Genomic DNA, 13974 nt, shown 5'->3' on the forward strand with positions numbered 1-13974 from the left:
TATTGTGAAAATTTTTATTGTTTACTTATCTCTGAGCCGTGTATCAGCATTGCCTTCTGCTCATCTATTACGTATTGTTTACCGTCCAATCGACCGCCTACCGTAGCAACAAGTCCCTGAACCCGAACAATTCTATCAGCAAGCCTTTTAATCATTTTTGCAGTGGCTGTATAAGGTTCGCCACGGTCTTCGTGTGCAACGAATATGAAAAGCTTATCCGGATTCTCCTTTATAAGGAGCTGAACGCCTCCATTTTTCAACTCTTCCTGATAAACCGTTACATTATCTATAAAAACTATTTTGGGAGCGTAACGACGGCTTAAATGAGCTCTGAGATCTTCCATAGGTACGTATTCGTAAGCCTGAAACTTTTTATTACTGATATCTACATTTGCCCTGGTAAGAACATCTTGAAAACTTTGTCCAATTCCTTCCTCTGCACTGATGTATAAAACCTTTTCCGATTCACTCAGGTATTTTGCTAATAACACAGAAAACCATGTTTTCCCGTTTTTCTCAGCTCCATAGATCAGCCACATTTTGCCGGATCGTTCCGGGCGTCCAAATACCGCCAGCCAGATTCCTGTAAGGACCAGTATTTTTATTTTTCTAGTGAGGATGTTTTTTACAGTATACGTTCTCATTAAGCGCTGATTTTAATTAGTGTATCTAGATGTCTCAGGGTTGTTTCTTTCTTCATGCACTGTAACACTAATTGTTCAACAGGCTTGTTTCCGGTATGGTTTGCCGTGGCAACCTGTGTTAAAAGCTCATGACGGAACGCTTTTTTATCATCCACACCGCTCGGTGTAAGCTTTACGAACTCATCAGAAAAACGACTGAATATTTCAGCGTAACCAACCTTTTTCCCATTGATGCCACGTTCTACTTTTGCACGAAGACCATCAGCCCCCATCATATACCATCCGCAAAAACCATCAGTAGCATTCCAAAGCTCTTTTAATTCTAAAAAGGCTGTATATTCAAGGTCTCCGGCTTCATCCAACACAATTACAGGATGATCGATTTGATTTAAATAATATTTCATATTAGCCTTCACGTCTAAGTATTTACCCTTGCTGTCAATTCCGATAGTTTTTGCCAGAAGACGAACAAAGGCTTGCTTACTTTTTGCTTGTGAACAGTCAACGTAGAATGCATTTTTCAGCGTTTTTACAATACTTTTAGAACAAAATGTTTTACCTATACCACAGTCATCTACAAGCATCATGGAATTACTATAGTGCTGGCAGAAAGTAATACTGGCCTCAATATTTTCATACACTTTTGTACGAACGATTTTCCAGCCTGATTTTCGGGATCCAACTTCCAGTAGTCTACCTAATTGAAGCCATTCAGAATCTGAAAGAAGTTTCTCAATTTTGCCTGTAGAAATTCTACTGTATTTTGTAGCCGTCAATCCGAAGGTTTTGGCGTAATTGCCATCAGGACCGGCATAATTATCACGATTAGCTAATAAAGCTTCTCTGACTTGTAATTTATATTCTGTAGTTAATTGCATGTTGATTGGTTTTTATGATTTATTTAAAAAATGAGTTCTGCCAGCTTACTGATGGTGCGGCATGCGGTATATTATCATCTGGCTGTTCTATGGTTTCTACCGTCTCAGGATCCGAAGTCTGAAAAGTTCTGACGTCAATTCCTGGAATAAAGAAGCTATTTTTAGGAGCTGGCTTCCGTTGCTTGATAACATTGATACTCTGTAATGCCTTTTCCTGTTTACGGATAAAGCTCTCAACAGTCATCACATAAGCGCTTTGGATCTCTCTGGCTTTTTTATCGTCTTCTGTACGTTCAATAACAGCTCTGTTGTATCGTGGCATTTCCTGAACTTCACAGATAAAACGGCCATCATAGAAAGCTAAAGCCTTTAAAACTTTTCCTCTGTTATCATCAATCCAGTAGACCATCAGCTCTTTTCCTTCAACTACTTTAAGAGCATTGATAAGCTCATCACCTCGGCAGATCTCGCCATTCATAGCAATAGCTCTTTTCTTCCCTTGTAGATTTATATAACCACCATTACAAGATGTTTCCTGTGGATATCCTAAATATGGAAGGATGGTCTGCCAATTGGTTGGCCTTAATTCCGGGTGTTGCATTTCTAAGAAATATTCCCAGCGTGTCTTTTCTGTTTCCTCCATATGAGGCGAATTATTAAGAGTGTAGATATCTTCTATAGCACCTTCAATAATTTGTTCATAAGGGATTTTTGGAACTTTATCTGGTCCTGACTGGTTGGCTTCACTTTTAGCAGTTGGTCTAGCGATCCAGCCCTCACGTTCCTTTTCAATACCGTAACGAAGAATACCGTTATCTCTTTCTATACGCTTACCACGTGCATTATTTGCTTCTATTCTTACATTTTGGAACATGTTACCTTCTTTTAAAAAGGTATCTACAAAACTGCTATTTAACGACATTTCAGCCTCTAGTCCATCAGGTAGATTTATGCCCCATTCAGTATAGTTTCTAAGCATTTGGCGGTAAAACTCTTTGATAATACCTTCTTTTGATTTTCCGTATACAAAAACCGTTATACATCCGGAAGCAACGTCTAAACCATTGTAAAACCATACTCTTTCTCCTGAAAGATCTTTAAACGGTGGTTGTCTATCATCAATTGATATTAAGGATCCGGCAAATGTTGGACGCTCCAACTGATGGTGAATAACAAATTGATTCATATATTGCTGACGATCTCCGGATCTGCTCTTATAAGTTGCTGCTTTATTTTCCCATTTAGCCAGCCAATTAGAAACCGTACGCTCAGAAAGCTTTGGATATTCTTTTGGATCGTATATTTCTGCGGTATCTTCATTATAAACCAATGCGTATCCTGAAAGAAAAGCATCATAAGTACGATAGATCTCCGTTGGTGTAGGTTTGTGTCCAATTGTTTTAAACAATCCGTTTAAAATTGTATTTACTGCATCATCTACCTTTATTGGATTTTGCTTCCGCTTACCCTCAGCATCTTTAATTAAAGAAAAGAAGTTATATGGCCACTCTCGGTCTCCATAATTAAATGGAGTTTCAAACGCATTTAAAGTCTCTTTAAATCTGGTTGGATGCGTTGGGATATTGTGCTCTAGCTTAAATTTCTCTAACAGAATAGGATTGAACGTTTTACTTTCTTCACATAAAAAGTTGTAAATACCTCTTAGTGACATTCCTGTCTTAATACGCTCCGCTGCATGTCTTGAACGCAAATGCAATAAGCTTATTAATACGCTGGCATTAGTGATGTATCTTTGCTGTTCCTCAGGTCTCATATATAATCCATCAGGACGACGAAACGACGTATAGAAATCAACAGCTATTGCATCGGTCTTGTAGAAATACAATAGATTATGCTCCAATAGGCGCGGATCTCCAAGTTCCTTCTGTATATGTGTAGGAAGGCTGTCAAAATCAACTATAAGCTTTCTGTTTTTACCACCTCCATTTTGTAAGGCTTTTACACCATACACATTATTACGATTTTGACTTATTGCCTTGGATAATACATTTTGACTGCTCCAATAGTATGGGACCAGCTCATCAACCAGAACGGCTATTTTATTAGATTCATTCCAGAATTGTGGCATAACTTATTGAATTTTATTATCAAAAGTTTTTGAGGTTGTCCACATAAACAATCCTCCAAATAGTAAATGAGTGGTACGGACTTCAACGATATCAGAATCTAATACATAGAATGTCACTCTGTTTTTAGAATAGATCTTCATGTTATTTATTTTTAAATTCTCTAATTTTTTGAAGGGTAGCGTTAGCCATCTCATGGTATTTTTTTTCAATATTTTGAGCTGTGCGACTATGCTTTTGCTTTCTAATGCACTCTCTAACAAAATATGTTGATACCTCAAACTCCTCCGCTAAAGCTTTTACAACAGCCGTATTGTAAGTCTGTCTTTTTTTTGTAGGTTTGTCCATTGTTTTCTTTGTTTTAATTATGAAACAAATATATACACAAATTGTTTATTTAAGAAAATATTTTACACAAATTGTTTAACAAAATGGATAAGTCGCTGATTTTAAATGAAATAAAATCGTACTATAATATTAAATCTGATACCGATTTTGCACATTTTCTTGGTGTAAAACCACAGACATTGTCAAATTGGAAGGCTAGAAATAGCATGGATTACGATTTAATTTACACAAGATGTGTAGAAATTGATGCTAACTGGCTATTAACGGGAAAAGGAGAAATGTTGAAAAGAAAACAAAATGAAGAATCAACAGATACTCCTACCATAATTGACATTGCAATAGGTGATAGAATTAAAGATCTAAGATTATCGAAAGATCTTAAACAAAAAGATATTGCAGAAATTTTAGAAATGGATCCCAGTCAATATAGTAAGATTGAAAGCAGTAAACTTATGCCAACACTTTTACAGGTAATGCAAATAAGTAAAATACTAAATGAAAGCATAGATTATATTGTATCAGGCAGGAAAAGTGAGAAAGAACCTTCAGTTTATCAGGAAATAAATGTTGCGCTTAAAGATCAAATAGAACTTCTAAAAGAAAATAAGAAGCTTTTAGAAAATGAAATAAATACTCTCAAAAGCAGCCGTTCGGAGAATAAAACATATCGTCCTTACACTTCTGAATCTAAATCAGAATTAGAAAAGTAACAACTACGCATAACTTTTAAATATATAGGAAAAAACATCTACTATCTATTTTGTTGATTATCAATAGGATAATATTAAATAATAAATATAAACAAATGTAATTAAATACATTTTAAGCTTATTTTTATGCTATTTTAATGCACTTTTTTACGTTTAATATCTGTACATGATATAAAAAAAACTGTGTTTTGGTAATCCAAATGGTAATCCAAACGGTAATGCAAGTGTTTTTTTTAGTTATTTTTATGATTTAATTCCAAGCAAAAAAATGATCTCCAGCTTTACATTTATAAAGCTGGAGATCACAATTAATACTTCCAAAATATGCCTTATACAGGCTTGTATTGTAGTATTTCTATTTATCGCAGTAGCAAATACCTTTAATTAAATAAAGCTTCTTTAAATCACTTTTAAAATTGTACAATAACTGTACAAAACTGTGTAACTTTTACATTTCGTTACATCCTAAATTTTAAGGCAAAAAGCCTGAAACGCTTGTAGAATCGGGCTTTTTAGGGCTTTTTTATATTCCTTCACTTCTTAACAATTAGTATTACCCCTCATACATACGGCCAGCAGGGAAATGACAATATATTATTGGAAAATTCCGACAGAGATTATTATGCTTATCAGGATATCTACGGAATCAACAACTTTGGAGATGGCAAACCAGTTCTATCACTGAGAAAACAAGGAAATAAAGATTTGAAATGGGAAACATCTAAAAACCTGAATGCAGGGATTGAAATTTCGCTATTAAAAAACAGAATTAGCCTGAATGCAGATTACTTCGAAAGAAAAGTATCGGATATGATCTATACCCTTCCCCTGCCTCCTTCTAATGCAGGATCATATATCAGATATGGTAACATTGGCGACATGATCAACAGAGGGGTTCAGGCTAATATCAATATAGATATTCTGCGTTCTGACCAGTTACAATGGAGTTTTTATGCAAATGCGACTCATTATAAAAATAAAATAACCAAACTACCTGCAGAGCAAAGAAGCACAGGACTGGTTTCGGGTTTATTTATTCTGACTGAAGGTGGAGACAGATATACCTATTATCTGAAGAAATTTGCAGGTACAGACCCCAATAATGGTGATGCACTTTGGTACCGAACCAATATAAACCCTAATACCAAAAAGGAGGAAACTACTGTTACCAATAATTATAAAGAGGCAACTGATTACAATACGGGCAAATCGGCCATTCCAAAAGTATATGGTGGCTTCGGTACTGATTTTACCTATAAAGGATTCAACCTGGCAGTTAATTTCGCTTATCAGTTTGGCGGTTATGGCTATGACGACATCTACAGAAGTCTATTTCATTCCGATACCTATGCTTCCAACTATTCAACAGACTTAGATAAAACATGGACACCGGAAAACCCGAATGCTGCATTACCACGTGTAGACCTTAATTCGACTAATCAAAACGGAAACTCTACACTGTATCTTATAAAATCAGATTATATAAGTCTTCAGGATATAACACTGTCTTATCAGCTGCCTCAGGATTTCACGAAGCAGATAGGTCTGTCAGCACTCAAAATTTATCTTACAGGAAACAATCTCTACTTATGGTCTAAAAGAAAAGGCTATGATCCCAGAGCCTCATTAACGGGCGTATCTAACTCATACAGATACTCATTACTTTCAAGCGTTTCTTTAGGCTTCAAACTCAATTTTTAAAACATATGAAAACAATAAAATATTTTATCACAGCACTATCTATAGGCACAATCATTAACAGTTGTTCCAGCGACCTGAATACTTTGCCAAACGGAGACATTTCGGGTGAACAACTGAACGATGATAAAACAAAAGCTGAAAAAATCCTGGGTGGGATTTATCTGGATCTGCGCAGTAATGGAGCCGGCGGAACAACGCTGCATTCCGACTTTGGTATTATGGCTATAAAAGCAGGAGCAGATCTTATGTCAAATGATGTAATACAAGCCACCAACCAGCATTTAGGTATGTTCTATAATTATGATGCTACAAACGCAAATAATTCTGCTGCTGAATTTGTCTGGACTACTTTCTATGCCAGAATATTTGTAATCAATAAACTCCTGAATGATTTAAAAAACGATAATAGTACAGCTAACAGAGCCATTGCTGGGCAGCTACATGCGCTAAGAGCTTACTCTTACTTTTACCTGATTCGTTTCTATGCCAACGACTACAAAGAGCACAAACAGGATCCGGGGCTTCCTTTGGTATTAACGAATGATAATCAAAGCCAGGGACTTTCCAGATCTACAGTAGCCGAGGTATATCAGCAGATTACCAAAGATATTGAAGAAGCCATTGTCCTTTTAGGCAGCTATGCACGCTCTTCCAGAGCTCAGATAGATCAAAGAACGGCTAAAGCAATTGCTTCTGAAATATATCTGCAAACCGGAGATTATGCTAAAGCGGGGAAATATGCTAATGAAAGCAGACAGGGAATAGCACTGATGACGGAAAATGATTACACCACAACTGGCTTTTCGAATATCAATAATCCGGAAGTAATATGGGGTTTTCATAATACTACAGCTACCATGAGTATTGGTAACTATTATGCTTCCTTTTTCTCTATGTTCGACAATACAAACAGAGGTTATGCCGGAGCAGCGCAAATTTATAAGCTGATAGATAAAAGACTTTATGATGCTATCCCGGGGACCGATTACCGTAAAAAAGTATTTAATGGCAGTCAGAAATCAGATTATACTTTTAACGGAACTGAAAGAAATTACCCGCCATATGTAAGCTGGAAGTTTAAAGATCCTACTTTGTTTGAAGGTGATTATATCTATATCAGAGCTTCTTCTTTATATTATACAGAAGCTGAAGCATTGGCAAGACAAGGTCGTGAGGCTGAAGCCAGACAGGTTCTTTACGATATCACCTCCCAAAGAGATAAAGCTTATACTTTATCTTCCAAAGCAGGAAATGAACTTATCAATGAGATCATCCTTCATAAAAGAATCGAACTTTGGGGAGAAGGTTATGCATGGTTTGATATGAAACGACTGAATACACCACTGGAGAGAATATATCCCGGAACTAACCATACTTTTGGAAGATTCAATCTAGCACCTGATAAATTCAAATTCCAAATCCCAAATAAAGAAATTAATAACAATCCACAGATCAAACAAAATGAATCTTAAATAAAGTATATCAATCTTAAAAGAGCAAGAGCACAATAAAAAGGCAACATTTCAGGATGTTGCCTTACTTTGTTAATTAAAATATAACCATATGAAGCACCTGAATACTATTTTCCAAATATTTTTATATCATCATGATAAGCTATTCGTGTACCGGAATGCGGGACTCCGTATATCCCCCATTTCACATATCCGAACTGTCCATTAGGACTATCACCTGTATAAGTTCTTATGTTTGAATACTCTTTTACAAGCGTATAATCGCTGCTTCCCGGAAGTTTAACGTAATATCTCAGATTTCCCGTGTTGGTAGACGACCAGGTCACATCTACACGAAAATCAAGCCACTGATTGATATAAGGTGTTATATCGGGTACTAAATCTACTAATGATGTATCCGGATTTCTTGTTCTTATAGCATTGCGTACTACTCTTATCATAACAGGAACATAAGGAGGACCTGTTATTTTACATTGAAAAAGGTTGGTTTCTTTTATAGGATCATTGGCATTCCACAGCGGCCAATCTTTTAAAAGTACACTAAATTCATATCTCCGGATATCTCCGTCGTGGAAACGCGCTGCCTGAACTGCCATTGCATCCGACTCGCTTCTGTAATTTCCATCAGAAAAATACGCAGGATCCCCCTCTACTACCTTATGCGCAATAGCATAATTATTACCCGTACTTCCTGTTCGTGGTACCATATATGCAGCATCCGGAGCTGTAGCACTTGTTCCGTTTACACCGGGAATACCAGAGTCTGTTGTATTGGTTTCGTAATTAACTTCTAATAATTTCTGATATGTATCCGCAGCAACATTTTTCTGCCCTATGTCTGCATTGGGGTTAATATCTGAATTCATTTCTGATCCGGCAGTACGACAGGAACTGCCCAATAGCAGTAATAAAAATAGCGCACAACTGCCTAATGCATTTATTTTTTTCATAAAATAATATTTAAGATTGGTATTACGAATGTAAATATTCTTACCATAAATTATTTACAACACAATAAATTTATTACTAATACGTTTTCGTTAAATTTTATCTGAATTATCATTTTGTAATACTGAATTGAAATACTGACATTAATTTATATTTTAGCAAAACCAAATCTAAATATTACTAAAACCATGAAGAAACATTTATTTTCCGCAACTCTTGCTGTTGTATCAATCATTTCGTGCTCACGACCGGAGATCCACTCCAGTGCTGCAGAATTAGAAGCGAAGCAATATGCTTTACAAAATAAATCTACATCAGAAGATCAGACTTATTCATTCAGTGTTATGCAGTTCAATATCTGGCAGGAAGGCACTCAGGTATCAGGAGGTTACGATGCTATTGTTAATGAAATAGCAGACCGTGATCCTGATTTTGTAACCCTTTCGGAAGTCAGAAATTACAACAATACATCTTTTGACCAGCGTATTGTAGCTTCTTTAAAAGCTAAAGGAAAAACATATTATGCTTCCAGAGGAGACGATAATGGCGTCCTGAGTAAATACCCTATTAAAGAATATTCGGCTTTTAGCGCTTATCACCGGCTTGTAACCGAAGTTGTTCCCGGGAATGAAGTTGTTATTTACTCGGGGCATTTAGATTACACTCACTATGCCGTATATTATCCCAGAGGTTATGATCCTGTTACCTTCAAAGAATTACCGGCACCTGTTACAGACATAGCTAAAATCACGGAAATGAATGATCAGTCTAAACGACCTCAGCAAATTCAGGATTTCCTTACCCGCGCAAAACAGGATATTGCAAGCGGTAAAGTAGTGATTCTGGGTGGAGATTTCAATGAAGCCTCACATTTGGACTGGACAGAAGCGGTTAAAAATTTATACGACCATCGTGGCACTGTTATCAACTGGAGTTCTACAGCTACTCTTTCCAAAGCAGGTTTTAAAGACAGCTACAGAGTAGCCTATCCGGATGAGGTAAACTATCCGGGATTTACATGGCCTGCGCAGTCCTCTTGGACTCCTAAATCGGATGAACGGGACAGAATAGATTATATTTTCTATTATGACAACGGAAATATTTCTGTAAGCGACAGTTATATAGTAGGACCAAAAAACACAGTAGTAAAGAATATTTCGGTTCCGGAAACCTCAAAAGATAAATTTTCTGAACCAAAAGGAATCTGGCCTACAGATCATAAAGCAGTATGGAGTACTTTCAAGATTAAAATACCTCAGAGTAATGCTAAAATTGTATTAAACAAAACCAGCTATAAACTGAACGAAACAGTTCAGGTTTCCTTTAGCAACGGATCCTCAGATCCAAAAGCATGGATAGGTATATACAAACAGGGACAAACTCCGGGGACTAATTATTCAACAAAATGGCAGTATACAAATAACATCAACGGAACATTAAACTTTGCCTTAGATACTCCGGGATCATACTATATTGCTTTCTTTAAGGATAATGCTTATACCGAAATAGCGCCAAGAGTTTATTTTACGTGCGGGAATTAAACTATTGAAATCAAGTATTTCACCTAAATAAAAAGAGAACATTTCCAATGTTCTCTTTTTATTTGCAGATACTACATTTATGAGGTTACAGCTATGTATCCTGTAAAAAAAAGTGGACAGTAGCAGAGCTACTATCCATTAAAACTACTAGTTAACAAAAATATAATGATGGTTATTAAATCTCCCTTCAGAATACTAGCAATTTTATACAAACAAATGATTATGGTTAATGATTAATTTTCATATATATTCCATTCAAATTTATTATATAGAAACCTCTTCAATATTTACATTTTACTCCTGTATGCAACGAACTGGTGCTCCTCTTTGCACATAATGAGAAGCATTATATTCAAACCAATAGCCTTTTGCCAGTCCGGTATCTGGAAAATAATAATATGCTGAACCAGTTTGGGGATTTGGAACTCCCCAATTTCTACTTGACCAATATACAACCGTTAAGCCTCTTTCTTGAAGCGATCCCGCACCAGGATCAAATTCTTCTCTATACCCGGCTGCCGGAAAAGTAATTTGATATTGCCCTTTTTTACTTGTAAGTGTTAATCTGGCATCATAATTTGCAGGACTATTATTCCAGGTTCCTTTTTGTTCAAAACTGGTAGCTGAATTTAATATACTATATTCATTTTCCGTAGGAACTCTATACCCTGTTTGACAAGGGTCATTAAATGTATTTTTAATTGGTGTAGTTTCCGTTCCGAGATTCCATGCATCAGAGGTCTTTACCTGAGTTGATAACCAAGGAACGGATCCACTGGTTACTTGATCAGCTGATTGGGAGATATAGCGATTTGTTTCGTTTACTTTTGCTCCCCATTGGAATTTAGCTCCATGTTGTTTGGCTGAGTATGTTGCATTTAATGGTGTTTCGGGATTATAATTATTACTTATAGAAATCTTCTCACCTGCAGCAACACCAACATTATATCTATCCCACCTATATCCTGCTATAACAACATAATCACCATTAGCTTTCGTCACATTATTAGCATCTGTGTATCTGTCACTATTGAATTTTAGTTTTAATGTATAAGCTTTACCTGGTTCCAAACCTGCCCCGGCCGTCCCATCTATATTAATTGATACAGGTGCGGAATTCTTGTCATTACCAATTACTACAGCGCCAGTCGGCAGAGTAATAGTCCCCTTATAACCCGTTTCACTACCAGTATTAATAATAAGAACCTTTTCATTTCCAACTGCAGCTTTAATTCCTCCCACAGAAATAGTTCCGGGAGATCCGCCTGTCACAATACCCGTAGTATTCCCATTTTTAAATCTCACACTACAACCTGTATAAAAACTACTGATTGTTGCCGTTGCTCCGGCTCCTGATTCACTAGCCAGCGGATAACCTCCTTTTATATAATTCGGCTGTCCATACAGTCCTGTGGCATCACTGGCATCCATACTTATCGTTATTTTACTGAACTTATGTTTTAAATGTACATCCAATGGCGTATTTCCACCAGTAAGAAGCACATCTTCATTAATTGCAAACATTAAATCTGAACCACTCGTTCCACCAGTAAAAATCCCTAAACCCAATGTAGCCACATTGAGATTTGTTGTAGGTGCTGCAGGCGGTGCAGTTGTTGCTCCCAAAGAATAAGTTACAAAAGTATATTTCTGGTTTCCTACTAAATTAAGACTACCGAACATCTTTTGATTGGGGTTAGAAGCATCTCCTAATTCCTGTCCTAAATAAGTTCCGTCTTGTTTATATACCACAACGACATATTTAACTGGGTTAGAAATACTTCCAAGTTTATCCGCAACTGAATTGATTACTGTTGATGCCTGTGTTGGTATTTTAACCGGTGAAATTTCAGAAGCTAATTCTGCTGTAATATTAAATGGTCCTGATTGAATTTCCTGTTTGTTTACAAGAGCTTTTGCAATACCACTGTTATTTACTGAAGCCTGTAGAGCATTATGGTCTGTTTCAAAATCTGCATTAATCAGATTGAAGCTTATACCTTGTAACATTGCATTTTCAGATAAGTTATGATCTGTATCATTACTCCTGCATGAATAGGTGAAAATCAGAATACCTGTTACAGCAAAAGCATTTATCTTTCTAAGTAAATTTTTATTCATCTTTTTCTTTTAAGGTTTTATATTTTTCTGACTTATATTATTTCCACCATTCATTACCTGGCTCTCCACTTCCGCCACTCCCCCCGTCTATCCAAGGGTCAACATCTACTCCAGCTCCACCTCCGGGTTGCACTGTAGACCCAGCAGCTATGCCTTGTTCCAGTTCTATAATTTCAACCTCCAATATTGGAGTGAGATACTCTCTTTTTTCACATTCATTATCAATACATTTAATGCTTCTTCTTTGTTTTTTCATTCTAATTATATTAATTGTTTTTCATCCCGAATTTTAAATCCGAAACAAAGAGAATAATAAGATTTTACCTCATCAAAAAAACGCATACCATATAGATACCACAGAATTATAAACATTTATTTATCAGGTCATTAAAATTGAAAACATAATTATTAAATATTTAAGTCACGAATAAATTCTTAGGAACTTTCTGTGGGAAAACAGAAGGAGCCATTTATAATATTTTTATTGTTTACAAAACAAAAAACGGATAGCCAGAAATTTGACTATCCGATAAACTGTTAATGAATTTATATAATGCGAAATGAAAAAAACTTTAACCCCATAAGTAAGATTAGCACTACAAAATAATTAATAACAGTTTTATATATATACATTCTATGATTATAAAGTGGTATTATTTTTTTCCAAAAACCATAAGAGAACCTTCATACTGTGTTATTTTCCCCGAATTGATAACAACAGCTGATATTTTTTCAATAAAGTTTTCTTTCTGCTGCTGCTTAAGAAAGTATGCCGTTCTTCCTGCAAAATCAGTATACAATACCGGAGATTTAATTCTGGCTGTTATTTTTTCAAAATCCCGGGCAAATTTATCTGAATCCTTCAATACCCTTGTGTGAATATTAATCCAAGTTTCAATAACATTAGTCCATTGTCCTGATGTATACAGTATTTCCCATTGCAAGTCATTGGCTATATATTCTAAAATATTTTCAGCCCGATCACTATCGCTTTGAGAAAGTTTTGTGCCTATGCCACGGGGAATATTCATAATCTTAATCAATTCACCAACATAGTGAACACGCTTTCGCAGCTTATTCTGAAAAACTTCATACAGCTTTTCCTGTTTTTGAATCTCCTGCTGAAATATTTTATAATTCTTATCTGTTTCAGGATATACTTTCTTAGCCTGTTGCATGGCATCATATCTCAAAAAGATATTATTCTGCTGCGTGTATAAGCTATCCATTTCCTTCATCATATTATTTCCAACATAAATAGTATTATTTTGATCAGGCTTGGGATCCTTAGAGGATACTGAAAAATCTTTTCCGGGAATCAGCATATCTAATCCTCCTCCCTCTTTTGTATTGGTAATCAGCCATTGACTTATCCCCGTATACGTTTTATATTCTTCAGGTATTGTTAAGGTAAATTTGCCATCTTCCGGAATATCTCCCTGACAAACAGTTCTTTTATCATCACCTTGTAAAATAATAAACTTATAAGTTTTACCTGCGAAATATGGAAATTCCATATGTATC

General features: G+C 35.8%; 13 protein-coding genes. 4 read left to right on the forward strand and 9 right to left on the reverse strand.

Going from position 1 to position 13974, the window contains the following annotated elements:
- Window positions 1–14: 14 nt before the first annotated feature.
- Genes ATE49_RS12265 through ATE49_RS12280 form a run of 5 tightly spaced genes read right to left on the reverse strand, consistent with a single transcriptional unit; the run spans window position 15 to window position 3957 of the window.
- A complete protein-coding gene (locus ATE49_RS12265; RefSeq protein ID WP_065082421.1) occupies window positions 15–644 on the reverse strand; it encodes an AAA family ATPase in 630 nt (209 codons plus the stop codon).
- Window positions 644–1522 (reverse strand): ATP-binding protein, encoded by an 879-nt coding sequence (locus ATE49_RS12270; RefSeq protein WP_065082422.1) that lies wholly within the window; start codon window positions 1520–1522, stop codon window positions 644–646. The genes ATE49_RS12265 and ATE49_RS12270 overlap by 1 nt, the downstream gene beginning before the upstream one ends.
- A 19-nt stretch (window positions 1523–1541) precedes the next feature.
- Entirely contained in the window at window positions 1542–3611 is a 2070-nt protein-coding gene (locus ATE49_RS12275) for a hypothetical protein (RefSeq protein WP_065082423.1), read from the reverse strand.
- A 3-nt stretch (window positions 3612–3614) separates the two neighbouring features.
- On the reverse strand, window positions 3615–3752 hold the full coding sequence (locus ATE49_RS20230) for a hypothetical protein (protein ID WP_155759306.1): 138 nt from the start codon (window positions 3750–3752) through the stop codon (window positions 3615–3617).
- A 1-nt stretch (window position 3753) separates the two neighbouring features.
- Window positions 3754–3957, reverse strand: a complete 204-nt coding sequence (locus ATE49_RS12280; RefSeq protein WP_065082424.1) for a hypothetical protein — start codon at window positions 3955–3957, stop codon at window positions 3754–3756.
- A gap of 83 nt (window positions 3958–4040) precedes the next feature.
- Between ATE49_RS12280 and ATE49_RS12285 the strand changes: the two genes are divergently transcribed.
- The 3 genes from ATE49_RS12285 to ATE49_RS12295 all read left to right on the forward strand — a co-directional run bounded on the left by ATE49_RS12285 (window position 4041) and on the right by ATE49_RS12295 (window position 7840).
- Window positions 4041–4667 carry a helix-turn-helix domain-containing protein gene (locus tag ATE49_RS12285; protein ID WP_065082425.1) on the forward strand — a complete coding sequence of 209 codons (627 nt, stop codon included), beginning with the start codon at window positions 4041–4043 and terminating at the stop codon, window positions 4665–4667.
- Window positions 4668–5264: 597 nt separating this feature from the next.
- On the forward strand, window positions 5265–6368 hold the full coding sequence (locus ATE49_RS12290; RefSeq protein WP_260256182.1) for a TonB-dependent receptor domain-containing protein: 1104 nt from the start codon (window positions 5265–5267) through the stop codon (window positions 6366–6368).
- 5 nt (window positions 6369–6373) lie between these two features.
- Entirely contained in the window at window positions 6374–7840 is a 1467-nt protein-coding gene (locus ATE49_RS12295; protein ID WP_065082426.1) for a RagB/SusD family nutrient uptake outer membrane protein, read from the forward strand.
- Between the two features lie 107 nt (window positions 7841–7947).
- Here the strand turns inward: ATE49_RS12295 and ATE49_RS12300 are convergent, their stop codons facing one another.
- On the reverse strand, window positions 7948–8790 hold the full coding sequence (locus tag ATE49_RS12300) for a heparin lyase I family protein (RefSeq protein WP_065082427.1): 843 nt from the start codon (window positions 8788–8790) through the stop codon (window positions 7948–7950).
- A 186-nt stretch (window positions 8791–8976) separates the two neighbouring features.
- On the opposite strand from ATE49_RS12300, the gene ATE49_RS12305 reads away from it, so the two are divergent.
- Window positions 8977–10329: an endonuclease/exonuclease/phosphatase family protein gene (locus tag ATE49_RS12305; protein WP_065082428.1), complete on the forward strand. Its 1353-nt coding sequence runs from the start codon at window positions 8977–8979 to the stop codon at window positions 10327–10329.
- Between the two features lie 294 nt (window positions 10330–10623).
- Here the strand turns inward: ATE49_RS12305 and ATE49_RS12310 are convergent, their stop codons facing one another.
- The 3 genes from ATE49_RS12310 to ATE49_RS12320 all read right to left on the reverse strand — a co-directional run bounded on the left by ATE49_RS12310 (window position 10624) and on the right by ATE49_RS12320 (window position 13967).
- Window positions 10624–12450, reverse strand: coding sequence for a hypothetical protein (locus ATE49_RS12310; RefSeq protein ID WP_065082429.1), 1827 nt, complete (start codon window positions 12448–12450; stop codon window positions 10624–10626).
- Window positions 12451–12487: 37 nt separating this feature from the next.
- Entirely contained in the window at window positions 12488–12706 is a 219-nt protein-coding gene (locus ATE49_RS12315; RefSeq protein WP_065082430.1) for a hypothetical protein, read from the reverse strand.
- 397 nt (window positions 12707–13103) lie between these two features.
- Window positions 13104–13967, reverse strand: coding sequence for an alkyl hydroperoxide reductase (locus ATE49_RS12320; RefSeq protein WP_065082431.1), 864 nt, complete (start codon window positions 13965–13967; stop codon window positions 13104–13106).
- Window positions 13968–13974: the final 7 nt, after the last annotated feature.

The sequence above is a fragment of the Elizabethkingia miricola genome, from assembly GCF_001675285.1.
Classification (GTDB): domain Bacteria; phylum Bacteroidota; class Bacteroidia; order Flavobacteriales; family Weeksellaceae; genus Elizabethkingia; species Elizabethkingia miricola.